Origin of the sequence: Paenibacillus illinoisensis NBRC 15959 (genome assembly GCF_004000925.1) — a bacterium.
GTDB classification, from domain to species: domain Bacteria; phylum Bacillota; class Bacilli; order Paenibacillales; family Paenibacillaceae; genus Paenibacillus; species Paenibacillus illinoisensis.
Map to the genome: position 1 here is coordinate 650,477 of NZ_BIME01000001.1, position 22,698 is coordinate 673,174.

Sequence of the window (22,698 nt, forward strand, 5' to 3'; positions counted from 1 at the left end):
CCCAACAAAAAAACGACCTGATCCCATGGATAAGTCGTTCTTATGTTTGGCATTCCGTTTGGATTACGTATAAAAGCGGCCATTACTTACGCCGGACTGGGGCTGCACATCTCTCTCGAAATGCTTGAACCTTGTGCCCTGGTATGTCAGCAAGCCTTGGTCATTTTCCACCAGCATGCCATAGTTGCTTCCGCCGACGTTCAGTTCCACACGTTCTCCATTATCCAGTTGAAATGTTGCGTAGTACCAGGTGGAAGCACTACTGTCCCCGCTCCCTCCGGTAACTTGGGTTCTCTTCGCTACCACGGTGCAGTGCAGCGTGAGCAGTGTTGCTGCATTATTAGAAGACCATGTTCGAACCCCTGAAATAATAACGTACACAATCACACATGCAATGATGAGAAATATAGCACCAATAAATATGGATCCGAATGCACTCATGGCCCCAAACTCATTAAATCCCGAAAAAAAACCTCCCTGATTCCCCTCAAATCCCGGCACACTATTCATGTCGTCAAATACACCGAAGCCGTCTGTGGTTAATCTGCCCATTGATGAGGATATGTTGATCGTCGTCATTCATCATCATTCCTTTCCGGCTCCAAAATAAGATGCACCGCCCCTTGCCAAGGAGACGGTGCACGTGGACAACCTTACTTGCCTTGTCCGTATACTATATGAGCTTAATTAGGAATACAGACGTTCAAGTTCATCAACCAGACTGCCAACATACGCCACGGCTGCACGAATCGGCTCAGGTCCGGACATGTCCACACCCGCAAGTTTCATTAGCTCTTGAGGTGCGAGACTACCTCCTGCTTTTAATGCTTCGAGCCAGCGATCCACGGCAGGCTGTCCTTCCTCGCGTATCAGTCCGGCAGCTGCAGTCGATGCCGTCAAACCGGCTGCATAGGTGTAAGGGTACAGACCCATATAGTAATGAGGCTGTCTCATCCAGGTTAGCTTCGCCCCTTCATCTACAACCAGGTCAGGACCCCAGAACGCGGAAAGAATGTTTCCTTTTAGCTCACTGAGCAGCTTGGCTGTAATCGGTTCATCCTTGGTCGCAAGTGCATATACTTGGCGCTGTAATTCACCTTCAAGCAGATGGGTTACGAAGTTATGGTAATACGTGTTGAGTAATTGCAAGATTACCCACCGACGCATTCTTGGATTGTCAGAGCGTTTTAAGAGATGATCAGCCAGCAGCATTTCATTCATGGTAGATGGTGCCTCAATGAAATATAGAGAAGGCCTTGTATTGGTGATCCGCTGATAGCGTCCGGCAAGCATGAAATGTCCAGCATGTCCGACTTCATGAGCGAGCGTAAACGCACCGCGCATATTGTTAGCCCATGAGATAAGGATATACGAATGCGCCCCGTAAATGGATGAACAGAAAGCACCCGTTGACTTGCCCGCATTATCTGCGTAATCCACCCAACGTTCGCTGAATGCCCGCTCCACAATCTCGCCGTATTCGGGTCCAAGCACAGCAAGCGCTTCACGGATGAGCGTGCAGGCTTCCTCATATGTAATGGCCGGACTGAATTCAGGATCCAGTGGAGCCTTGAGATCGCAGAACATAAGCTTGTCCAGCCCCAGCTCGCGTTTCTTGAGAGCCGCAAGTTTGCGCATATGCGGTGCAAGTTCCTGCTGAATGATATCCAGGATATTGTTGTACATCTCTTTGCTAACTTGCTGTGGGCTAAGCAGCATATCGGTTACGTCGTCGTAACCGCGAAGCCTGGATAGAACAACCTGTTTCTTCACTTCGGTTGCATAACCTTCGGCAAATGTATTTTTATAATCATTTAGCTTGGAGCTAAAGGCTGCATAAGCAGAACGGCGCAGCTTGGTATCGGAAGACATTTCGTAGTTATTTTCATAGAAAGACCAGGACAGTGGACGGTTGTTGTCTTCTCCATCCAGCGCATCGTCGAAAGTCATGTCTGCCAGTTTACCGCGGAGGTAGATCCGGTATGGCGAATCCAATACTTCACCGAGGGAAGCCAGCACCTTCTCCGTCTCCGGTGAGAGACGATGTGCTTTTTCCTGAAGAAGAAGGTTCAGGCTGCGAGCATAAGGCTCCAGTCCGGGAAGTTCTGCAATATAACGTTCAACTGTACCCTCGGGAAGATCCGCAATTTCCGAATTGACAAAAGACAAGGAAGACGACAGAAAAGATAGGATGTCTCCCGCTTTGGCCGAGTTCTCAATGTTTACCGGATTGGTACTATCCTCTGATTGTTTCAGTCGTGCGTAGGATGCGGTCTTAACAATCCGTTCCTGAAGTGCTTCACGAGCGTCCAGACAAGCCAGCAGCTGTTCGGCACCTTCGCCCAGACGTCCTTTGAACGTTTCAATATCGACAGCTGCTTCAGGAAGTGATCTGAGTTCCTGTTCCCACTCCGCATCAGTCCCGAACAAATCGGTCAGATTCCATGTCGACTCCTGGCTTACCTCGTCGCGTGTACGTATTTTTTCCATCTGTATATGTCCTCCTCCTTGCATTTCCAATATCTCTCATCGTATCATATTACGACCGTTTATACCTGACATCTCCCAAATTGAGACTTTTGGTTCAAGCTGAATCAAAATAAACCGCTAAGGTGTGGAAATATTCCATACCTCGGCGGTTTAGTTGACTTAGGTTATTTGACTAAGATTTATTCTGATTTCCAGATTACATTTTCCCCGTAATTTTTGCCCCAATCGTACATGGCTCGCAGAACTGGCATCAGACTGTGTCCATGGTCCGTCAAGCTGTATTCTACCCGAGGAGGGACTTCTGCATAAACCTTGCGCTCAATCAGCCGATCTTCCTCCAGCTCCCGAAGCTGGTTCGTCAGCATTTTTTGGGTGATATGAGGGATCAATCGTTTCAATTCACTGAATCGCTTGGTTCCTTCCAGGCCCAGATGCCACAATATAATTAGTTTCCATTTGCCGCCAATAACAGCAAGGGTCAATTCCTTCTCACAGTTGATTTCTTTCAGATTTATCCGTTCCTTGACTTCGGCTGCCATGGCTCCGAGCCCCCTTAGCTTACATTCTTATATCAATAGGTACATTATTCGATATAGCTTCTCTTAATTCTACTACAGCATGGCCCGAATGCATAGGAGACGTGACCTAGCACCGTATAAAGCATGACAGAAAGGACCGGCTCCCCTCTTCTATATGAGGGGCCCGGTCCTGCCTATGTTTTCTTCAAGATCTATGAGCGATCTTCTATTCCAGATTCGCGTGACGACCAAACATGTCCGCCCCAGTCATCTCTTTCTTTTTCATCAACGTGAGTACAAGAGCATCCATAGCAAGCAGCAATCCCTGTTCAAAAAGCGAACCCATCGGCTGAATCGTGACTGCTGCGCCTGACGTTGCCGTATCCTCTTTCGCAGATGCAGGCAGACGAACGACGGTGCTAGCCAATTGACCAATGGTGGACTCCGGCTTGATCGTGATCAGACCTACAGGAGCACCTGCTTTACTGGCCTTTTGAGCCATCGCCGCCAGACTGCCTGTTTCTCCCGAACCTGAGCATAACAAAAGGAAATCCTTCGGACTGATGCCTGGTGTGACAGTCTCCCCGACGACAAATACCCGGAGTCCCATCTGCATCAATCTCATGGCAAAAGCTTTTCCCATTAGTCCGGAGCGTCCGGCACCTGCCACAAAAATCTGTTCCGCAGCCAAAATATGCTCAGCCATCGCCTGCATCTCCGAATCGTCAATCTGGCTTAGTGTACGTTCCAGCTCCTTCAGAATGTCTGCTGCGTATTGTCTGCTGCTCATTCCGTTACCCTTGTTGAACGAGACGTTGCATTTCAGCCGCAACTTTGGCTTTGTCTGCTTGTCCAGTGATTCCGCCGCCCACAATGACCAGATCCGGTTGTGCTTTGATTACTTCAGGCAATGTTTCCAGCTTGATGCCGCCAGCTACAGCCGTTTTTGCGTTTTTCACAGCAGCTTTGATGGTTTGCAAATCTTCGAACGGGCTTTGTCCTTCAGCTTGCAGGTCATATCCTGTGTGTACACAGATGTAATCTACGCCAAGCGAATCAACTTCACGAGCACGTTGTTCAAGGTTAGGCACGTTGATCATGTCCACAAGAACTTGTTTGTTTTGTTTCTTCGCTTCTGCTACTGCACCTTTGATCGTACTGTCATTGGTTGCCCCAAGCACAGTGATCAGATCCGCACCAGCTTCAGCTGCTTTCATGATTTCATAACCACCAGCGTCCATAATTTTGAGGTCTGCAAGAACTTGCAAATTAGGGAATGCTTCTTTCATCGCTTTTACCGCGTGCAAACCTTCATTAATAACGATTGGCGTACCAATCTCAACGATATCGATATATTGTTCCACTTCTTTAACCAGAGCGATACCTTCAGGGATATTTACCAGATCGAGTGCGAGTTGCAATTTCATGATTCATTTCTCCTTTGTTGTTCAAGTATGAGTATTGCTGTATAGGATTCTAAATAATTAGCCTGCACCAATCAGCCTCTTCAGATGCATGCAATGTTTATCTTGGCTACTCATTCATTGTAGGGCCTGACTTTCCATTCAGGAAGTACGCACTTTGAAGTCAGGTAGTTACCTACACGATACTATTGATTAAATTTAGTTGTTATGTGAAGCGTAATAATCAGAATTAATTAAGGAACACTCTATGAGAAGTAGCGAATACAAAACTCTTCCTTACATCAATAAAAATACCCTGCCATAAGGCAGGGCATTATTTCATGTATCTATGCATGTACAGCTGGATCAATACGGTTTAGAAATAAACGGGTTTTACACATACCGGCTTGGAAGCACCTGTACTATGTCCTGTATATTTCAGACGTCCGCTTTCTTGATCTACAGTGAACGTAACGATGTTGTTGGTATCACGGTTAGCTGCAATGAGCAATTTACCGTTCGGTGTCAATGCAAAGTGACGTGGATGTTCACCTTCAGCAGAAACGTGTTCTACCAGTTTCAGATGTCCTGTTTTAGCGTCTGCTGCAAATACAACAATGCTGTCATGTCCACGGTTCGATCCGTATACAAAACGACCATCATTCGATACGGTAATTTCAGCAGTTGTATTTTCAGCGCCCTCATAACCATCCGGCAAGGTCGACACAGTGGATACTTCAGTCAACGTACCTGCTGCTGCATCATAACGGTAAGACGTAATGGAAGAATCGACTTCGTTAATCACATAAGCGAATTGGCCATTTGGATGGAACGCCAAGTGACGCGGACCTGCTCCTGCATGGGTTTTTGTTTCGCTATGCAGCACAAGCTCATTGTTGTCAGCATCGATCGTGTAGATGGCAATCTTGTCAGCACCCAAATCCTGTACCATCATGTATTTTCCATCCGGGCTGAAGAAAGCAGAGTGTACATGAGGCTTGTCCTGACGCTCTGGATGTGCGCCTTTACCCTCATGTTTTTTCTCATCCAAAAGCGCTCCGACTTCACCGTTATCCGTCAACGATTGCAGACCTACGAGTCCACCGTGATAGCTGGAAAGGATCAGGTAACGTCCAGAAGGATCACGCTGGATATGACATGGTGGAGCCGATATGGAATCGTTACGATTAAGCAAGGATAGTTTCCCTGTGGAAGGATCGATGTTCAGAGCAACCGCTTCGGACATTTTGTTTCCCTCTGGAGATACAGCTTCCCCAATCGCATACACTTTGTTGTTTTCGGCATTAACGTTTACAAATGTTGGGTTTTTCACACCCGAGATGCCGTCCAGCTTGCTTAAGCTGCCTGTATCCTCATTCAATTCATATGCGTAAATGCCCTCATTTTCCGCTTCGGCATAAGAGCCGACTAATACGAGCAAGCGTTTTGATTCACTCATTACAGTTTCCTCCTCTATGTGTATGTAGTCTAGTTGCACCTCTTCTATAATAAATCTGCCATATCAAAATAGCAATCCGTCAGCCATCTCCACGCTCAACATACAGGGGCTCATGCAAGTTATTGGAGAAATATCATGCGGGTATCCATTCACGATCCAGGACAACTTCTGCTATGATTAGATAGGTTTTTCATCATGAAAGGACTGAATTTCGTTGCTGCAATCATTTTTGCTTACGTTGTATCATGTTTTTTTGCCTATATCCCTGCCAGTCATCGGAGGTATTCTGTTAAAACGGTTCAAAAATTGGGATACCCGGTCACTGTCAACCTTCTCCCTCTATATTCTGAGCCCTGCGCTGATCTTTGATACGCTGCTTCATGCCGAAATTACCTGGACGGACGTCACAGGCACGTTCTGGTTTTCCATTATTAATCTGATCGCGTTATGGGCACTGGCCGAACTACTAAGCCGGATCTTCCACCTGGGTGCAAGCGAAAAAGCAGGACTCACCCTTGTCTCCACGTTTACAAACTGTGTGAATTACGGGCTCCCGCTCGTTTTGCTTGCCTTTGGACAACTGGGATTGGACAAGGCCTCGGTCTATGTGATCGGACAGATGATTATTGTGAATACGGTCGGGATCTTTTTTGCAGCCAGGTCGGAATTCACGGTCAAACATGCCATTTTATCCGTGTTCCGTATGCCGTCCATTTATGCCGCATTCATTGCAATCGTTCTGCGGTCCACCGGCATCAGTCTTCCTGAGGCTCTGGATGGTGGCATCGCGATGCTCGCAGCGGGGTATTCCCCGGTCGTGCTTGCCATATTGGGTGCACAGATGCTAAGACCACGCGGGTCCGCGGAGCCTTGGCAGCCCAATGTACGCCGGGCCTTCTGGACAGGACTTGTGGTGCGTCTTGCCGCTGCGCCTGTGCTATCTTACCTGATTCTGACCGCACTTCAGGTTGAAGGTATCTTATTCAGCGTACTGCTGATTCTGGCATCCATGCCAACGGCAGTAAACGCCGTTATTTTGGCTGAGCAATTCAATGCTTCACCGCAATTTGTATCCCGCTGCATTCTATGGACAACCGCAGCATCCATGGTCATTCTGCCGGTTATGATTGTGATGTCTTCCGGATAAGCACGGGTGCTGGTCCAGGAGACATCGCCGCTAGGCGGCGCTTCTCCATTCTTCGTTCATGGCGACGACGGAGAGCTCTGACATAGAAGAATTTGACCACAAAATACGAAATGAACCCCAGGATCACGCCAAAGACAGACATGCCTGCGAGGATATCAAGCCCACCCAGCAATAATTCGCTGAGCGCAGACCAGTTGCCGCGAAACAACTCCATGAAGGCACTCTCGTGCACAGGGCCCTGTCCCATGCTGTGCGCTGGCAATATCCATGACCCGATCTGCTTGGCTAGCGGCATGAGCAAAATCGGCAGAAATGTCAGTTTTCCAATCACATTGCCCACAATGGCTGCCGGAAGTGAACCGCCAGACAATCGCACAATGGGGTAAAACACGAGATAGATCAGTGATGCCGTGGAGATAACGATCAATTCGAGACCAAAACCGATCGCGAATCCGGTGGAGACCTTATGTGCTCCTCCGGGAGCACGTAACAATTTAAGAAAATTCAGCTTCAACGCACGTGTTAAACGCGCGAATCGGTTCGATTTGCTTTTCTGTGAATTCATACCGAACTTCCCCTTATTTTACACAAATGACGGCTCGCGCCGTCTCTTCATTTCTTTTAGACTGTTTTAACATCAGCTGTGACAATGACAGGCTGCGTTTCGATGGTTACATTCCCTGCGACCGCTCTTGTTATCATACAAGACTCTTCGGCCTTATGTGCAAGTCGATCCGCTTTGGTCAGCTCAGCCTCTGTTGCATTAGACTGAAGCACAATACGTGGTCGATGCACGATTCGTTCATAAGTAAATATGTTATTGGTGACATCCACCGTTGCTTCCGACTCCAGTGTCAGCTCATGCGGTGTAATATCCGAGCGTTCCAGCATGGCCGCCAGGGTAATTAGATAACAGGTAGAGGCTGCACCCAGCAGCATTTCATCCGGATTGGTTCCTGTACCTGGCCCCCCCATCTCCTGCGGGATGGATATGACCGATTTTAGTCCTCCAGCATCAATTGTGCCCTCACTGTTACGTCCACCGTTCCATACGGCTTTCAGATGAAAAGGATGTTTCATTTCACTCATTCCTTTCTTGAAAAGTAAAAAATGAATCTACACAAGAGAACTCCGAAGTCAGAAAACTTTCAATCGCTGTTATCCCCAGATTTTTTAATTCCCTTTTTATAGGGGAAATCCGTTGATAAGCGTATGCTTCCGATGTAGCTTTCTTTGCAGAAAGCTTGTAGCGAACGCTCCGCTTTTCCAGTTTTTCTGCCCTCTCCGTTCAAGTGTAGATATTCGGTTATACTTTTCTATAACTACACTCGTTTACATGGTATGGATTGTTCGTTCAGTGCGCTAACAAGCTCTTCGTTCAACCCCACATCGGTAATAACCTGTGTCACACTGCTGAGTTCTGCAACTCTCGTAAAAGCCTGTATATCGAACTTGCTCGAATCTGCGAGCAAAATAACTTCATCCGCAATACTGATCATCTTCTGTTTCACGAGAGCCTGCAATTCGTTCGATTCGCTGATGCCTTTGGTCAAATGTACCCCTTTGCAGGACAGAAACACCTTGTCCACATGGTAGGCATCCAGTGAACGTTCAGCGAGCGGGCCTACAAAAGACAATGACTTGGAAGCAAGCTGCCCTCCCGTAGCAATAACCCTGATCTGTTCCTTGCTGCTCAGTTCAGCGGCCACCTTGATGGAGTTGGTCAATACAGTCAGCTGAATATTCGGCAGCCCTGCAGCCATATACCATGCCGTTGTGCTGGCATCCAGTGCGATCCGGTCGCCTGGCTGTACCATCTTGATGGCTTCTTCGGCTATTCTGCGCTTTTCTTCAGCATGCGTAATCGCCCGTTCAGGATAAGGGATCTCTGCTTGTCCTTCTTCTTTATATTTTACGCTTACCGCACCGCCGTGGGATCTTCTAAGCCTGCCAGCCTGCTCCAGCTTGTCCAGATCGCGGCGAATCGTCTCCTCTGTCACCCCGCAGCGCTCACTAAGCTCGGTTACACGCATGCTTCCCTGCGCATCCACCCATTCCACAATTTTCTCATAACGTTCAGCCACGAGCATTATTCATTCACTCCAAACCGTTGATATCCAAGATGAATCCTGTACATCCCATCATACCACAGTGCTACCTGAAGGAGAATTTTATCGGGATGAAGAACGTGCAAAAAGAGGGAGCCTATGCTCCCTCCGTAATTGCTAAGATGTATTATTTATCGTCTGCCAAAGGGAACCAGCCCGGTGTGTTAATGATGGCATTCCACAATCCGTCAGGGATAACCAGTCGCTCTTGATCCGCTTTGGTCAAAACGGTCTCGATATCCTCTTCGCGTCCGCTCTCGATTTTCTCTACCCAGTCCGGTTCAATAATCAACTCACGTCCGATGGCAAGCAGTGGCACGCCAGTTTGAAGAGCTTCCGCTGCCTCGTCTGCCGTATGGATTGCACCTACACCAATAACCGGCAATTTGCCGCCTACACGTTCAAGGATAAATTCCATTCTGGAACGGGTATCTGCTTCGCCCCGGCGTGGTTTGGACCAGAACTCGTTCAGGGATACATGCAAGTAATCCAGGTTTTTTTCTTTCAGCGCGTCAATGAGTGCGTAAGTCTCTTCCATAGTCAAACCCGGTGTCTCCGGTTCTTCAGGAGAGAAACGGTATCCGACAATAAACGGAAGCTTGGTATGCTTCGCTACAACCTTATTCACTTCATCCACTACGGCCAGCGGGAATGTCAGGCGTTTCTCAATGCTGCCACCCCAGCGGTCTTCGCGGCGATTGGAATGCGGAGAGACGAACTGCTGGATCAAGTAACCGTTCGCACCGTGGATCTCTACACCGTCGAATCCAGCTTCAATGGCGCGACGTGTCGCTTCACCGAAATCGTTGATGATGGACGTAATCTCTTCGTCAGACAGTTCTCTCGGTTGAGGAGATTCTGGACGTTCACTGGCAACTGCACTTGGTGCTACCACTTGACCAGCGGGTACAGCTTGTTCCGGAGTGAGACGTCCGGCATGGAAGATCTGAAGTACTGCTTTGGAACCTTGTTGCTTGATCGTGTCAGCGAGGCGTTTCAAGCCCGGAACGAAGCTATCGTCATAGGCTGCAAATTGCGCCGGAAATCCGATACCGTTCGGTGTAACATACGTTACGGCAGTCACGGACATACCTGCACCGCCAGTGCGACGAGCATAATAAGCCAGTTCAGCATCCGAGACGGTACCGTCGGGATTCGAGGACATATGAGTCATAGGAGCGAGTACGATCCGGTTTTTGAGACTAATGCCGTTTGGTAGTGAAACTTGTTCAAACATTTGGCTATACTTTGGATTCATTCGTGGTTCCCTCCTGATTATAATATCTCTTTAAATAGATATATGAATACGTATTTCGATTACTGTAACTATTATAGTTACTATTACTCCATATTTCAACTTTTCATTTTCAAATCTTTTTGGACGATTCGATTCCTTCATTTATTAAACACAATCACGCCGCATCAAGCTCACAGCAAAAAGGGCGAAGTGAAATCCAACACTCCGCCCTATGGATCGCCATCCACAAAATGCGTTTAGAAATTGCGTACATATGCAAGCTTCAGATCCATCTCTTCCACACATTCATAACAATCATGTTCATCGTTAGCTACCATAGGTGTCACCGGGTACAGGTTCATATCTGTCGTATTGTACGATTTGAGTAGAGGTAGCAGCTGCGTCACCCGTGTATTGGACGGGTCAAGCCAGGTATTGATTTCATCTTCCGAGAGAATCGCCGGCATTTTGCTCCCGAACTCCCGGGTCACCATGTTCGCACCAGTCATTAGCATCGTACAGGTGCGAAGCGGCTGTTTGCGGGTATCTTTCCAAATTTCATATAACCCTGCGATACCAAACAACCCCCGATCCGGCATTACCACTCGTACCGCATAGCTTTTTTTGCCTTCCTTGCGCCAGTAATACAGTCCGTTACATGGGATAACGCACCGTTTCGTTTCCACCAGTTTGTAATAGGATGGGTTCTCATGCACAGTCATCAGGTTGGCATTGACGGCATCACGCCCCCAGAACGGAATAAATCCCCAGCGAAACTCGTCCAAAACCCGTTCACCGTCCTGATGCAAGATGATCGGCGTATGCTGCGTCGGACTAATATTATACCGGTTCTTGTAGTAATACATCACGCGTTCAATCTTGAAATGGTCCCTCACTTCATCCAGATCAGCTGCCAATGAAAAACGATTGCACATGCTTAACGCTTCCTTCCCTGTGTGAATTTGAATGTATTGTTTGTTATTAAAGGGAAATTATGCATGGCAATATGGAAAGTATTGATGCGCAACCCAAGCGTACAAGACGTTACATTCGAGACACTTTTGAAAATGACAAGATCATACTAATCATCACAACATGATGTTATACTCCGCTGAAAACATCCATTATACAATAAGTTAGAAGTACATTACGTATGCAAGATGATGCTGCTTACTATTGTCTGATACAGGCACAGCAGTTTCATGTGCAGTTAATCATTTTTATTGTAAAAGGAGCTAATTCATATGGAATTCAACCGTCCCGTTCAAATGGGCGTCGATTATTATCCAGAGCATTGGGACTCTACGTTATGGGAACAGGATGCCCGTTTGATGGCCGATAGCGGTATACACATTGTGCGTGTGGGTGAATTTGCGTGGAGCCGTATGGAGCCTGCGGATGGGCAGTTCGATTGGAAATGGCTTGATCAGGCCCTGGATATCCTGCACAGTCACGGATTAGAGATCATCATTGGAACCCCCACCATGACACCACCACGCTGGCTCACGGAGAAATGTCCGGATATTCTGCCTATCCTTCCAAATGGTCAACGATACTACGAAGGGGTTCGTGGCCACCGCTGCTATAACAGTCCGAGCATGAGAACATACAGTGCACGCATCGTGCAGAAACTGTCTGAACGTTATGCAAAGCACCCCGGAGTAGTAGGCTGGCAAACAGACAATGAATTCAGCTTCACGGATTGCCAGTGTCCCGCTTGTGCGGATGCTTTTCGGGAATGGGTTCAAGCGCGTTACTCTACGCTGGATCAAGTCAATCAACACTGGGGTACTGTGGTGTGGAGCGGTGAATACAGTGATTGGGAACAGATCACACCGCCCTATGGGGGATCTACGTTTCAGAATCCTTCATTTTTGTTGGACTATTCCCGTTTTCAGTCGGATTCCATCGTCGCCTTTCAGCAGATTCAGGTAGACATCATTCGCCGCAATTGTCCAGACCATGCGATTACGCATAATTTCCATAGTTATCCGCAGAAGGCGGATCAATATAAGATTGCAGCAGAGCTCGATTTCGCTTCTTTTGATTATTATCCGAATCCATCACCAAACAAAACCGAAACGGCACCATACAGTGGGGCACTGTCTCTGGATCTGACACGTGGCATCAAACGCCGCAATTTCTGGATTATGGAACAGCTAAGCGGACCGCCAGGATGCTGGTTTCCGATGTGGCGTGCACCCCGTCCGGGTTTTCTGCGTGCTTACTCGTGGCAGACCATAGCCCGCGGAGCAGATGCGGTTGTGCATTTCCGCTGGCGGAGTGCTACGGTAGGAGCAGAACAGTTCTGGCATGGCCTTATAGACCACAGCAATGTGCCCGGCCGGCGGTTTAAAGAATTCCAGCAGCTGTGCTCGGAGGTGAACAGACTCGGCGAGCGTCTCCAAGGTTCAACGCTGGATAATGAAGTTGCCATCCTGCATTCGCATGAGCAATTATACGCCCTGCATATTCAACCTCAGGCTGAAGGATTGAACTACTACGAAAATATAAAAGTATGGCATCGTGCCTTGACCAAATTGGGAATCAGTACAGATGTCATCCACTCTTCAGCACCACTGGATGGATATAAAATCATTATTGCTCCTCATCTGTACCTCCTGGACGAGGCAACCGCAGAGCGACTCCAGGCATTTGCAGCTGCAGGAGGAACCCTGATCCTTACACATCGTTCCGGCGTTAAGGATGACCATAATGTATGTGTGATGGCCCCGCTGCCGGGCTTGTTGTCCGCTTGTTCCGGTGTGAGAGTAACCGAATATGACTCGCTAGGCGGCGACACCATCATGATTCGGGATGATCAGGGCAATGAATATGCCGCATCTCAGTGGGCAGATGTGCTTGAACTCGATACGGCACAACCAATCGCTGTATATGCGGATCAATTCTATGCCGAAAGTGCAGCCGTTACGCGGAACCAGTGGGGTGAGGGTGAGGTCTATTACATAGCCACCCAGCCGGAAGAGGCCTATTTGCGCAAGTTACTGCGAACGATTGGAGACAACCGTGAGCTAGCGGGAATTGAGGCTCTACCTGACGGGGTCCAGATCACCACTCGAACGGGTCCGAATGGATCATTTCGTTTTATTCTGAACTTAAGCCCCGAACCTGTTTCCATCCAGTTGAATGATACCTATACGAGTGCGCTGGACGGCACAGTCAAGGAAGATCAGCTGCTACTGGACCGGTATGATCTTGAAATCCTCGAAATTGAAAAATAAGAAACATCCTTTAATCGTATTGTGAGATAGAGAAACTAAAAAAAGGCTCGGGTACACGACATGTTCACCCGGGCCTTTCACATTTGTTTATTCAACAATTAAATAATGCGTACAATTACAGTTTAATAAAATCAGCCATCGAACGAACCTCAATCTCACCAGCTTTCGAGGCAGCACCAGCATTCTGTAATCCTTCTCTGGACGTGAACTTGACCTTCACCGGAATGCCAGGAATGAGATCGAAGAAGTTATCGGAGAACACGCCTTCAGCTTCTGTAGAGATCCATACCTGTTTAGCCAGGGTGTCACTCTCCAGAACCAAATATGAACCATCGGACTCCTGCACTTCAGTCACCTGGATCGCAGCTTGCTTCAAGCCTAGATCCTTCGATGGTGCAAAATAGTGTTCCTGCACAATGTCTGCGTGACCCTTCTGCTTCAGTTCCAATCGCAACAGGGTTGCTGCCGCATCGTGGCCTTGGAGCCAGTCGGCGTTGTTCAGGGTCAGGACCTGTTTACCCGAATTCGATTCCAGAGTCACTGCGTGCTCTTCCTCCCGGTATACCGTACCATCGAACCCTATGAGGCGCACTTGCAATTGGCCTTCAACCGGCTGCAGCTGATCCGAAATCAGGTAAATATCCGTTCTATCTTCCTTCGTACCATCCACCGAGACCAGTACGTCACTGAAACTGCGTTTGGCATAATACTGCAAGGCCTTCCAGTTACCGAAGTAGTCCATGCCTGCCCAGGAAGCGACCGGCCAGCAATCATTCATCTGCCAGTAGAGTGTTCCCATACAGTACGGTTTACGGCGGCGATGTGCCTCAATGGCTGTTTTCATTGCTTCAGCCTGAAGCACCTGACTCATGTACAAGAAGGATGGGAAGTCCTTCGGTTCATGCATATACATGTCCATATACTGCTTGATCAGACGGTTACCTGCACCGTTCTTCTGGTGTGCCAGCATCACTTCGGATTCCAGTGCGAGATCCTCTTCCTCCGCATATTTGCGAACGGATTTGTATTCCGGGAACGACTGGAAGCCATATTCGCTCATAAAACGACCAACGTAAACATTGTAATTTTCAAAAGGTTCTACGCTGTGCCACACGCCCCAGTAGTGAATATCCCCTTCGGACGTCGATGGATTAGCATGCTGCTTCTCATCACCCGTCAGTGATACGAGTGGCGAAGATGGCCAATAGTCCACACCTGGCGCATAGGCTTCAACCACTTCCGGAAGAAGCTCATGGAAAATGGCTTCATAATCTGCCCAGATCTTCTCGCGCTGTTCGGCATTATAATCCTTTTTCCAGCCCCAGCCACCGTCTTCAATGTAATGAGCCCAAGCTGAGTCGATTTCGTTATTTCCGCACCACAGTACGATGCTTGGATGATTGCGCAAACGTTTCACATTATCGATGGCCTCATGTCTCACACTGTTCAGGAACGCTTCGTCACCCGGATACATGCTGCATGCAAACATAAAGTCCTGCCAAACCAGCAAGCCGTACTCATCGCATAATTCATAGAACACATCTTCTTCATAAATACCGCCGCCCCATACCCGCAGCATGTTCATGTTGGACTCGGCTGCTGAGACAATCTCATGCCGATAACGCTCTGCCGTAATCTCCGTAATAAAGCTGTCGTTTGGAATGTGATTGGCGCCTTTTGCAAAGACGGCAACACCGTTCAACTCAAAGTAGAAAGAAGCTCCAGCTTCATCCTTATCCCGCACCAGGCGAATAGATCGAAGTCCTGTCTTAACCGTCGAATCAGCCAAAACCTGTTCTCCTTTGAGCACTTCCGTAACAAAGGAGTACATATGCGGATCACCCAGTCCCCTGCTCCACCACAGCTTCGGTTCGTTAATCGAAACCGGAATTTCGATCGTTTGCACGCCTGCCTGCAGCGAAGCAGCCTGTTCCCATGTCTGACCATCTGTACCAATACGAATGATTGTTTCAATCGGGTTGAACGTTTCAACCTCCACGATGGCCGTCAGCGAGGCTGCGGAAGAGGTTACTTCATTTTGCCGGATGAATACATCATTGATTTTCACTTCGGACCAGCCTTCCAGACGCGCTTCACGCCAGATGCCACTGGTTACGAAGCGGGGACCCCAATCCCAACCGTAGTGATATGGTGCTTTCCGGGCAAAAATACTCACCCGTTTATCACCAAGTCCACCGACATCGGACTGATCATTGGAAGCAGGCAATGCATAACCCAACTTCTCAAGCTTGGGCAGATCTTCCTGGATCGGTGACCGAAAACGAATTCGGAGTACGTTGCCACTGGCCTTCACAATGGACTTCACATCCACATTCCACACGCGGAACATGTTGTCAGCGGATAATACGTGCTGGTCATTCACATATACATCCGCATATGTATCGAGACCGTCAAACACAATCTCCAAATGTTCCTGTGACAACAAATCCTCGTTTATATCAAAAACTGTCCGGTATTCCCAATCCTTCTTGTCAATCCACTGAACTTCTTTCTCGTTCGTTCCATAAAACGGGTCCGGAATCTTATCCAGTTTCAGCAAATCCGTATGCACACAGCCTGGCACCTGAGCCGGCAACCATTCTTGATCCTCACAAGCCTTGAACGTCCAATTTTGAAAAATCTGTGATTGTATTTTACTCATAACAGCCTCCGTTTATCGATGAAGTGTCTTAAGCGAAACAATTTGTTAGGTTTTGTTATTAAATTATATAATAACTTACAAAACAAAATTAACACGATAACCTACTTAACGTCAATCCGTTTTTCTTAAATAACAAAATAGGAAAACAAAAAAGAAATGAACGGTTCATTGTTCATGTCTTTTTCTCTATCCGATTAGCATCTATTCACCTTGATCTTGCTCACGAATGGCGTTGTACTCATCCCGGAAAACCAAATCGGAATAGATCAACTTCCGTTCATACGGCTCATGGGGATGATCCATACGCCATAATAATTGATCCACTGCCCTAATGCCAAGGTTTTCCTTATTGATATGAACCGTGGCCAGAATAGGCTCATCTACACTCGTATTATCAAACCCGGTCACCGCACAACGTTCAGGCACCGCTATACCTCGACTCTGCAAGGTACGCAGTACAATTACTGCTGTATGATCATTGGTGCAGACGATGACTTCTGGAATATCTTCTAACGGCATTTCGGTTATTGTCTTCTGAATGAGCTTAAGATCCGGTCCCAGTAAATCGGCCTGCTGCATCGTTGATAGCTGCATTTCTTCAAGCACCGTTCGGTATCCTAACCATCGCTCTCTGAAGCTTGCTGCATCAGGAAGCTGGCCGGCAAACTGGAATCGTCTGTACCCCTTGCTTACGAGCATCAGCACCAGTTCTTTCATACATTTGATATTATCCGTAAATACGGTATCCCCGTGAATGGCCGGGTCTTCATGATCCACCATCACGAGCGGGATTTGAAGTCTATAAATCTCAAGCAGTATAGGGGTGGAGATGGAACCCACGGTTATAATGCCGCTAATTGCTTCAGGATTAAGTACCGAGAACATCCGGTCCGAAGATGGTTCGGTTAATGTTAATATATCCATCCCCTGTTCGTTAAGGCGGGCAGAAATACCGTCAAATACAGGTCCCCAGTACAGTGAGGAGCGATTTTGGGAACGAATATTGGGAAACAAAATGAGAATCGTGCCAGACTGCCCTGGCTTGCTGCTGCGCATAGGCTGTGGCTCAACAGGATATCGCTTGGCTTCTGTTTTGAAATACCCCAGTTGACCTGCTGTTCTCACAATCATTTCCCTGGTTTGTTCACTCACCCCTGGTTTTCCCGTCAAAGCACGCGAGACTGCGAATTTTGACACCCCCGCAGCATCGGCGATTTGCTGCATGGTCACTTTTTTGCCCATATTACTCACTCACCCGTTCTCCCTTAATTTACATTTAGTGTAGCATAAAAAACATAATCCAACAAAACAAGTTGTAATTTTGTTTGTTTTGTTAGTCAAGACGGATTGCAATTCATACAAAAAAAGAGTTCGTCCACTCTTCTAGAAAGAGATGTTCGAACTCTTTTGTCTTATGCCCATTTTATATTCCGGAAGCTCCCTGCTCCCCTAGGTCTGCAGGCAATGTTCCCCGCTTCCTGCGCCAAAACCTGACGTCCAATGTTTTAATTTCTGTTATTAATACACCCAGCAGCATCAATGCGGCTCCCGTATATCCTTGCAGCGTCAATGTCTCTCCCTGGAAGCTAAAAGCAAAGGCTGCCGCAAACAGCGGTTCAAGAGAGAAAATGAGACTGGTCCGGGTAGGCGAGGCATGACGCTGAGCCAGTGTCTGAAGGATATATCCAATACCACTGCACAGTACCCCGAGTCCGAGAATAGCCACCCACGATTCCGGACTATCCGGCAACCGCGGACTCTCGAACAGGAATGTGGACCCGATTCCCCAGAGCGCTGCAACCCCCAGCTGAATGGTGCCAAGCGTTAAGGGATCATGTTTCGGAATATACCTTCCAGCAATCATGATATAAATAGCATACGTTAAAGCAGCCAAAATACACAGGATATCACCGGTATGCAGGCTAAGCTCATGCTGGAGTGTGAGCAGACCAAGTCCGGCAACAGCCACAATAATGCTAATCATCAGCCTTGTATCCGGCATGCGTCTATGTAATATGGTACTTAGGATCGGCACAAAGATTACGGCCAAACTAATCAGAAATCCTGCCTGCGAAGTCGTTGTCCGCTGTACGCCATAAGTAATCAGTACAAAAGCTGCAAATAATGCAGTACCCATAATGGTACCCGCCCCAAGTGTTTTCATATCCATTCGGAACAGTCGCCGGTGGAAAATAACCGCTGCGGCAATAAAAGCGATACTGAAGCGAAATGCGACCAAATTGAGTTCTTGCATGGACTCCAGACCTGACTTCATGAATAAATAGGAGGAACCCCAAATAACGGTTGCGAGCAGCATCTGTAGATCTGCCCTTCTTGAAACATTAACTTGTTTTCCAATGACTCTACCCACTCTGCTTCAACCTTCATTCTATGTATTGTTCTATGTTGAGTCCGTACAAATTCAACTCGCCTTGGCAAGTATAAACGATCTCTTTCCATTATAAAAATGAATATTTATAATAGTATTTATGAAATGAATTCATGTATTACTCACCGGAAGGAACGGATTGAATTATGTCATTGGTCAAGTATGAAATTCTGAATGCCGTCGTAGATTACGGAAGCCTTACCAAGGCTGCGGATGCCCTGAATATTACTCAGTCTGCCATCAGTCATGCCATTGCCAGTCTGGAGTCGGATTGTGGATTTACATTGTTGAATCGAGGCCGAACAGGTGTAAAGGTTACCGCTGAAGGGGAACGGATTCTTGGTTATACGCGTGAAATTTTGCGTTGGAACGAGCTCATGAACCAGGAAATATCACTGATTCGCGGAGCTGAGGTCGGTACAGTGCGCATTGGAACATTTGCCAGCGTCTCGACCCAATGGCTGCCTGGAATACTGAAGCAATTCCGCTTACGGCATCCGGGTATAGAGATCAAACTGTGGGAGGGTGACTATGCTGAAATCGAAGCCTGGCTGGCTGGCGGGGCTATTGATCTCGGCTTTTTATCCCTTGGCGAATCGATGTCTTATGAGAACATCCCATTGCAAAAAGACAGGATGATGTGCATCCTGCCTCTAGGTCATCCACTTGCAGATGAAACTTCTGTATCGTTTGAATTGCTGCTGGAACAGCCTTTTATCCTGCCCCGCTGGGGTGGTGACAATGAGATTGAACGTTTGATTCGGCAGCACGCCGCCAAGCTGAATGTAGTCTATGAAGTTGCTGAAGATCAGGCCATCATGGCCATGGTTCGAAACGGACTCGGGATCAGTCTCCTGCCTGAGATGGTATTACAAGGGCATACGAATGAACTGGAACTTGTACCACTCAGCGGCGACCCTTACCGTACCATTGGGCTAGCCTGCCCTTCTCTTGCCAATCTGTCTCCAGCCACCCGCCGTTTTATTGAAGCTGTACAAGAATGGCTGGCGGATACCCCTTAATCAGGATAGGGGAGTGTGCCTCCCCTTCCCCTTAACTCGCATTACTCACAAATTGTACAACGCCAATACATACCATGAGTACCAAAAGAACTGCCAATACCACAGCAAAGCCAATCAGAAATCGAATAGCGGGTGAACGCCGATTCCCCTGAAGATGAACTGCCAAATGATCCAGCTTCCCCTCAAGCCGGTCCATTCTTTCCTTGACTTGTTCCAGTTCTTTATTGGTGCTCATGATATCATCCCCTCTTATTAATGCTGAGTTAAAAAATGTTTTACTCCCAAATGCGATCGAGTTGACCCGAATAAAAGCGGATTGCCCTGCTGTAATCATGTATGCCTTGATCCGTCGATGTATCCGCCAGCTGAACCAGCAGCCGTTTCATGGCTTCCGCATGTTCCCCGGTATTGTAGAGTACCATGGCATAGAAGACTTCAAATTCCCGCTGCTCCGGAAATTCTTCCATTCCCGTTCCCAACCATTTCTTAGCCTGTTCATATTGACCCAAGGTCCGATATGTACTGCCGAGACCCAGAATGGCTCCTGCTCTGTCTTCCCCCGTTAATCCCTGGCTTAGCGCTGTTTCATAATATGGAACGGCTTGACGTTCCAATCCAAGTGAATCATGTGCCCAAGCCAATTGATACCATACGTTCGCATTGCCCGGTTCCTTCTCCGCGATGGAATGCAATAACTCGATCGCTTCCTGCGTCTTGCCTTCCTGTCTTAACCGTATTGCTTGCTCTAGTTGACCCATATCTCTACACCCTTTTTCCCTAAAATTATCCACTTAACATCTGTTAATTATAACAAAAAAAACACCTCTGGTCCTTAATGAAGACAATCAGCTTGTCCACACGTTGCTCCATAAGGCGTTCGTTTTGATGGGTTACCTCCAGGTCGTATTCACAACCATTAGGATAAAAATTAGCATTAGATAGTTAACCGAAATCAAAAAGTTGATTTTGGCCCATTTCTCGTCATCCTGCGTCTTCAACCCGCTAAGGGTATGGATGAACCAGACCACACTGCTTAGCAGCGACACGATCAGAAAAACCAGTCCAACGTAATCGTAGTAGTACAACAAAAATACAGCAGGGAGCAGCAGGAACACATAAGGGACCATTTGAAACTTGGTCCGTTTAATCCCCTTCACAACAGGCAAAAGCGGAAACCCCGCTGCACGATATTCCTCAACCCGCCGAATCCCGAGCGACCAGAAATGTGGCGGCTGCCATAAAAATAACAGTGCAAACAGCAACCATGCCCCCATATCAATCTGATTGGTCACCGCACAGTAACCAATGACCGGTGGCATCGCCCCGGCTATGCCGCCAAGAGAAGTGCTCCAGGTAGAGCTGCGCTTCAGCCACATCGTATAGATAACGATATAAGCAAACCACCCAAGAAGGGAAAGCCAGCCTGACAGCGGGTTGACCCAGACGTATAACACGGCGAAACCGGCAATACCCAGAATAATACCGTACCATAGCACAAAGGCGGGACGAAGATGGTTGATATACTCGATGCGTTTTTTGGTCCGCTCCATCTTCTGATCGAGTTCTCGATCCCAGTAATTGTTGATGACACATGCCGATGCGATAACCAAAGTAGATCCAATGATGACAAGCAGCAGGGATAACCACGAGATATCCCATTTTGAAGCGACCCAGAATCCTACCGCAACCGCAAATACATTGAGCCGCAGAAGTCTGGGCTTCGTTAATGCAATCATGTCTTTAAGCATGAGAAGCCTCCTGAACTATGTAAAAACACCATTCCAATAATGATACATGTACCTACAATGAATTACAATCTTCTTTAACATTTTGTCATAATCAAAAAAAGCATCCCTCACCGTTCTGGCGAACAGGAGGAATGCTAACTAAGCTCATAATGTTATGGGATATATTGCTGAACGATTTTTGTAACCTTGCCATCCTGCACAGTAAGGTGATATGGGAATACGGACAGATCCACAATGTTTTTGTTGTCGTACAAGGATTCAAATTTGCTGAGAGCAATAGATTCATTCCACTGGATTTCTGTTCCTTTAACCGTTCCATCGCGATCATACAGCTGCATCAGCACTTCGGCATTGCTGCTTACTTCAATCTTGTCCTGCTCCTTGCTGTCGTTGATAATATAGTATCCATCCGGAGCTCCATCTATACCCGAATCAGGGTTGCGCTGCTCGAACACTTTATCCGCTTCTTCTCCCTGATACCAACCAATCCTGTCCACAATCAAATAGAGTTTGCCATTCTCCTGCTGAAGCTCATCCACATAGGCTGTATACATCTCGGAATTGGCTGCCTGAGCTTCTTTTGCGGAAGCCTGTGAGGAACCGGCACTTTCCTCGGCATTCGCTGGTGTAAGCAAATATGTAGTAAGTCCAATGATACCAAGCAGCAGTGCAGCAGTACCAAGTATTTTTAATTTCCATTGTTTCGCCGCGTTCTTCATAGGCAGCATCTCTCCTTATATGAACGTTACTATTTCCTTAACCGGAAGGGTTTGTCTTCAAACGGTCATGTGAAAATTCATTTCAACTTTTACTAAAATCATCATACTTGTTTACAATCATTTAAAAGTATCAGCGAGATGAAAAATAGTTACAATAAAAAAAACCTTGAATGCCTCGCATCCAAGGTTTTTTTGCTTTTAATGAGTGTGCTGTGCAAGACGGACCAGCATATGAGCCAGCATATGTCGTTCCTCTTCCTTACCCACATTCCATAGCTCCTGCAGCAATTTCTCTTCACGATTACGCGGCTCTTCTTTGGCTGCCAGATAATCGGCTACCTTCTCAGCAATTTTGGCCATCTGCTCTTCACCCAGGCCAATGGATTCTCCCATAGCAATCCGTTTACCCAAATACTCTTTAAATGCATCAAAGTTTTGCAGAATCTGCTCTCTTTCCTCAGGTGCAATTTTGTCGATGGCATTCTCAACCTTCTCCGTTGCCACTTGACCATCTTTATGAATTACATGATTACTCTCATTCATTTTAAATTCCT

22 protein-coding genes are annotated in these 22,698 nt (G+C 47.3%); 3 read left to right on the forward strand and 19 right to left on the reverse strand.

Features of this window, described 5'->3' with window-relative positions:
- Nucleotides 1-63: 63 nt before the first annotated feature.
- From PIL01S_RS02660 to PIL01S_RS02685, 6 genes are all read right to left on the reverse strand, one after another.
- Entirely contained in the window at nt 64-579 is a 516-nt protein-coding gene (locus tag PIL01S_RS02660) for a DUF2500 domain-containing protein (RefSeq protein WP_246058072.1), read from the reverse strand.
- Between the two features lie 108 nt (nt 580-687).
- Nucleotides 688-2,490 carry an oligoendopeptidase F gene (pepF, locus tag PIL01S_RS02665; protein WP_127536145.1) on the reverse strand — a complete coding sequence of 601 codons (1,803 nt, stop codon included), beginning with the start codon at nt 2,488-2,490 and terminating at the stop codon, nt 688-690.
- 179 nt (nt 2,491-2,669) lie between these two features.
- Nucleotides 2,670-3,029, reverse strand: a complete 360-nt coding sequence (locus PIL01S_RS02670) for a winged helix-turn-helix transcriptional regulator (RefSeq protein ID WP_095287596.1) — start codon at nt 3,027-3,029, stop codon at nt 2,670-2,672.
- Between the two features lie 205 nt (nt 3,030-3,234).
- Nucleotides 3,235-3,798 carry a 6-phospho-3-hexuloisomerase gene (gene hxlB, locus PIL01S_RS02675; RefSeq protein ID WP_127536146.1) on the reverse strand — a complete coding sequence of 188 codons (564 nt, stop codon included), beginning with the start codon at nt 3,796-3,798 and terminating at the stop codon, nt 3,235-3,237.
- Nucleotides 3,799-3,802: 4 nt separating this feature from the next.
- A complete protein-coding gene (gene hxlA / locus PIL01S_RS02680; protein WP_090993813.1) occupies nt 3,803-4,435 on the reverse strand; it encodes a 3-hexulose-6-phosphate synthase in 633 nt (210 codons plus the stop codon).
- Between the two features lie 352 nt (nt 4,436-4,787).
- Entirely contained in the window at nt 4,788-5,870 is a 1,083-nt protein-coding gene (locus PIL01S_RS02685; RefSeq protein WP_127536147.1) for a lactonase family protein, read from the reverse strand.
- A 214-nt stretch (nt 5,871-6,084) separates the two neighbouring features.
- Between PIL01S_RS02685 and PIL01S_RS02690 the strand changes: the two genes are divergently transcribed.
- Nucleotides 6,085-7,017, forward strand: coding sequence for an AEC family transporter (locus PIL01S_RS02690; protein ID WP_127536148.1), 933 nt, complete (start codon nt 6,085-6,087; stop codon nt 7,015-7,017).
- Here the strand turns inward: PIL01S_RS02690 and PIL01S_RS02695 are convergent.
- The 5 genes from PIL01S_RS02695 to PIL01S_RS02715 form a co-directional block, all read right to left on the reverse strand.
- Nucleotides 6,992-7,582, reverse strand: a complete 591-nt coding sequence (locus PIL01S_RS02695) for a DUF2062 domain-containing protein (RefSeq protein WP_127536149.1) — start codon at nt 7,580-7,582, stop codon at nt 6,992-6,994. The genes PIL01S_RS02690 and PIL01S_RS02695 overlap by 26 nt on opposite strands.
- A gap of 56 nt (nt 7,583-7,638) precedes the next feature.
- A complete protein-coding gene (locus tag PIL01S_RS02700) occupies nt 7,639-8,097 on the reverse strand; it encodes an OsmC family protein (protein WP_127536150.1) in 459 nt (152 codons plus the stop codon).
- A gap of 242 nt (nt 8,098-8,339) precedes the next feature.
- Nucleotides 8,340-9,107 (reverse strand): DeoR/GlpR family DNA-binding transcription regulator, encoded by a 768-nt coding sequence (locus PIL01S_RS02705; RefSeq protein WP_095358499.1) that lies wholly within the window; start codon nt 9,105-9,107, stop codon nt 8,340-8,342.
- Between the two features lie 145 nt (nt 9,108-9,252).
- The gene (locus tag PIL01S_RS02710) at nt 9,253-10,383 is read right to left on the reverse strand and encodes an NADH-dependent flavin oxidoreductase (RefSeq protein WP_127536151.1); all 1,131 of its coding nucleotides are present in this window, start codon (nt 10,381-10,383) and stop codon (nt 9,253-9,255) included.
- A gap of 236 nt (nt 10,384-10,619) precedes the next feature.
- Nucleotides 10,620-11,297: an SOS response-associated peptidase gene (locus PIL01S_RS02715; RefSeq protein WP_127536152.1), complete on the reverse strand. Its 678-nt coding sequence runs from the start codon at nt 11,295-11,297 to the stop codon at nt 10,620-10,622.
- A 309-nt stretch (nt 11,298-11,606) separates the two neighbouring features.
- Between PIL01S_RS02715 and PIL01S_RS02720 the strand changes: the two genes are divergently transcribed.
- Nucleotides 11,607-13,604: a beta-galactosidase gene (locus tag PIL01S_RS02720; protein ID WP_127536153.1), complete on the forward strand. Its 1,998-nt coding sequence runs from the start codon at nt 11,607-11,609 to the stop codon at nt 13,602-13,604.
- 115 nt (nt 13,605-13,719) lie between these two features.
- Here the strand turns inward: PIL01S_RS02720 and PIL01S_RS02725 are convergent, their stop codons facing one another.
- The 3 genes from PIL01S_RS02725 to PIL01S_RS02735 form a co-directional block, all read right to left on the reverse strand.
- Nucleotides 13,720-16,266, reverse strand: a complete 2,547-nt coding sequence (locus PIL01S_RS02725) for a beta-mannosidase (protein WP_127536154.1) — start codon at nt 16,264-16,266, stop codon at nt 13,720-13,722.
- Nucleotides 16,267-16,467: 201 nt separating this feature from the next.
- Nucleotides 16,468-17,508 carry a substrate-binding domain-containing protein gene (locus PIL01S_RS02730; protein WP_127536608.1) on the reverse strand — a complete coding sequence of 347 codons (1,041 nt, stop codon included), beginning with the start codon at nt 17,506-17,508 and terminating at the stop codon, nt 16,468-16,470.
- A gap of 181 nt (nt 17,509-17,689) precedes the next feature.
- Nucleotides 17,690-18,637 (reverse strand): DMT family transporter, encoded by a 948-nt coding sequence (locus PIL01S_RS02735; RefSeq protein WP_246058073.1) that lies wholly within the window; start codon nt 18,635-18,637, stop codon nt 17,690-17,692.
- Nucleotides 18,638-18,801: 164 nt separating this feature from the next.
- Here PIL01S_RS02735 and PIL01S_RS02740 point away from each other — a divergent pair, with 164 nt between their 5' ends.
- Nucleotides 18,802-19,677, forward strand: coding sequence for a LysR family transcriptional regulator (locus PIL01S_RS02740; RefSeq protein WP_127536155.1), 876 nt, complete (start codon nt 18,802-18,804; stop codon nt 19,675-19,677).
- 31 nt (nt 19,678-19,708) lie between these two features.
- On the opposite strand, the gene PIL01S_RS02745 is transcribed toward PIL01S_RS02740, so the two are convergent.
- The 5 genes from PIL01S_RS02745 to PIL01S_RS02765 all read right to left on the reverse strand — a co-directional run bounded on the left by PIL01S_RS02745 (nt 19,709) and on the right by PIL01S_RS02765 (nt 22,687).
- Nucleotides 19,709-19,912 (reverse strand): hypothetical protein, encoded by a 204-nt coding sequence (locus PIL01S_RS02745; protein WP_127536156.1) that lies wholly within the window; start codon nt 19,910-19,912, stop codon nt 19,709-19,711.
- A 40-nt stretch (nt 19,913-19,952) separates the two neighbouring features.
- A complete protein-coding gene (locus PIL01S_RS02750) occupies nt 19,953-20,435 on the reverse strand; it encodes a tetratricopeptide repeat protein (RefSeq protein ID WP_127536157.1) in 483 nt (160 codons plus the stop codon).
- A gap of 132 nt (nt 20,436-20,567) precedes the next feature.
- Complete coding sequence (gene cyoE / locus PIL01S_RS02755) at nt 20,568-21,425, reverse strand: heme o synthase (protein WP_127536158.1); 858 nt, start codon at nt 21,423-21,425, stop codon at nt 20,568-20,570.
- 152 nt (nt 21,426-21,577) lie between these two features.
- On the reverse strand, nt 21,578-22,144 hold the full coding sequence (locus PIL01S_RS02760; RefSeq protein WP_127536159.1) for a hypothetical protein: 567 nt from the start codon (nt 22,142-22,144) through the stop codon (nt 21,578-21,580).
- A 198-nt stretch (nt 22,145-22,342) separates the two neighbouring features.
- Nucleotides 22,343-22,687: a DUF3243 domain-containing protein gene (locus PIL01S_RS02765; protein WP_095287616.1), complete on the reverse strand. Its 345-nt coding sequence runs from the start codon at nt 22,685-22,687 to the stop codon at nt 22,343-22,345.
- Nucleotides 22,688-22,698: the final 11 nt, after the last annotated feature.

Excerpts from the sequence above, each read along its gene's own strand:
- PIL01S_RS02730 (WP_127536608.1), bottom strand. The coding sequence starts at position 17,508 with ATGGGCAAAAAAGTGACCATGCAGCAAATCGCCGATGCTGCGGGGGTG.
- PIL01S_RS02760 (WP_127536159.1), bottom strand. The coding sequence starts at position 22,144 with ATGAAGAACGCGGCGAAACAATGGAAATTAAAAATACTTGGTACTGCT.
- PIL01S_RS02715 (WP_127536152.1), bottom strand. The coding sequence starts at position 11,297 with ATGTGCAATCGTTTTTCATTGGCAGCTGATCTGGATGAAGTGAGGGAC.
- PIL01S_RS02710 (WP_127536151.1), bottom strand. The coding sequence starts at position 10,383 with ATGAATCCAAAGTATAGCCAAATGTTTGAACAAGTTTCACTACCAAAC.
- PIL01S_RS02695 (WP_127536149.1), bottom strand. The coding sequence starts at position 7,582 with ATGAATTCACAGAAAAGCAAATCGAACCGATTCGCGCGTTTAACACGT.
- PIL01S_RS02745 (WP_127536156.1), bottom strand. The coding sequence starts at position 19,912 with ATGAGCACCAATAAAGAACTGGAACAAGTCAAGGAAAGAATGGACCGG.
- PIL01S_RS02720 (WP_127536153.1), top strand. The coding sequence starts at position 11,607 with ATGGAATTCAACCGTCCCGTTCAAATGGGCGTCGATTATTATCCAGAG.
- cyoE (WP_127536158.1), bottom strand. The coding sequence starts at position 21,425 with ATGCTTAAAGACATGATTGCATTAACGAAGCCCAGACTTCTGCGGCTC.
- PIL01S_RS02705 (WP_095358499.1), bottom strand. The coding sequence starts at position 9,107 with ATGCTCGTGGCTGAACGTTATGAGAAAATTGTGGAATGGGTGGATGCG.
- PIL01S_RS02725 (WP_127536154.1), bottom strand. The coding sequence starts at position 16,266 with ATGAGTAAAATACAATCACAGATTTTTCAAAATTGGACGTTCAAGGCT.
- PIL01S_RS02685 (WP_127536147.1), bottom strand. The coding sequence starts at position 5,870 with ATGAGTGAATCAAAACGCTTGCTCGTATTAGTCGGCTCTTATGCCGAA.
- PIL01S_RS02765 (WP_095287616.1), bottom strand. The coding sequence starts at position 22,687 with ATGAATGAGAGTAATCATGTAATTCATAAAGATGGTCAAGTGGCAACG.
- hxlB (WP_127536146.1), bottom strand. The coding sequence starts at position 3,798 with ATGAGCAGCAGACAATACGCAGCAGACATTCTGAAGGAGCTGGAACGT.
- PIL01S_RS02740 (WP_127536155.1), top strand. The coding sequence starts at position 18,802 with ATGTCATTGGTCAAGTATGAAATTCTGAATGCCGTCGTAGATTACGGA.
- PIL01S_RS02660 (WP_246058072.1), bottom strand. The coding sequence starts at position 579 with ATGACGACGATCAACATATCCTCATCAATGGGCAGATTAACCACAGAC.
- PIL01S_RS02700 (WP_127536150.1), bottom strand. The coding sequence starts at position 8,097 with ATGAAACATCCTTTTCATCTGAAAGCCGTATGGAACGGTGGACGTAAC.
- PIL01S_RS02750 (WP_127536157.1), bottom strand. The coding sequence starts at position 20,435 with ATGGGTCAACTAGAGCAAGCAATACGGTTAAGACAGGAAGGCAAGACG.
- PIL01S_RS02670 (WP_095287596.1), bottom strand. The coding sequence starts at position 3,029 with ATGGCAGCCGAAGTCAAGGAACGGATAAATCTGAAAGAAATCAACTGT.
- hxlA (WP_090993813.1), bottom strand. The coding sequence starts at position 4,435 with ATGAAATTGCAACTCGCACTCGATCTGGTAAATATCCCTGAAGGTATC.
- pepF (WP_127536145.1), bottom strand. The coding sequence starts at position 2,490 with ATGGAAAAAATACGTACACGCGACGAGGTAAGCCAGGAGTCGACATGG.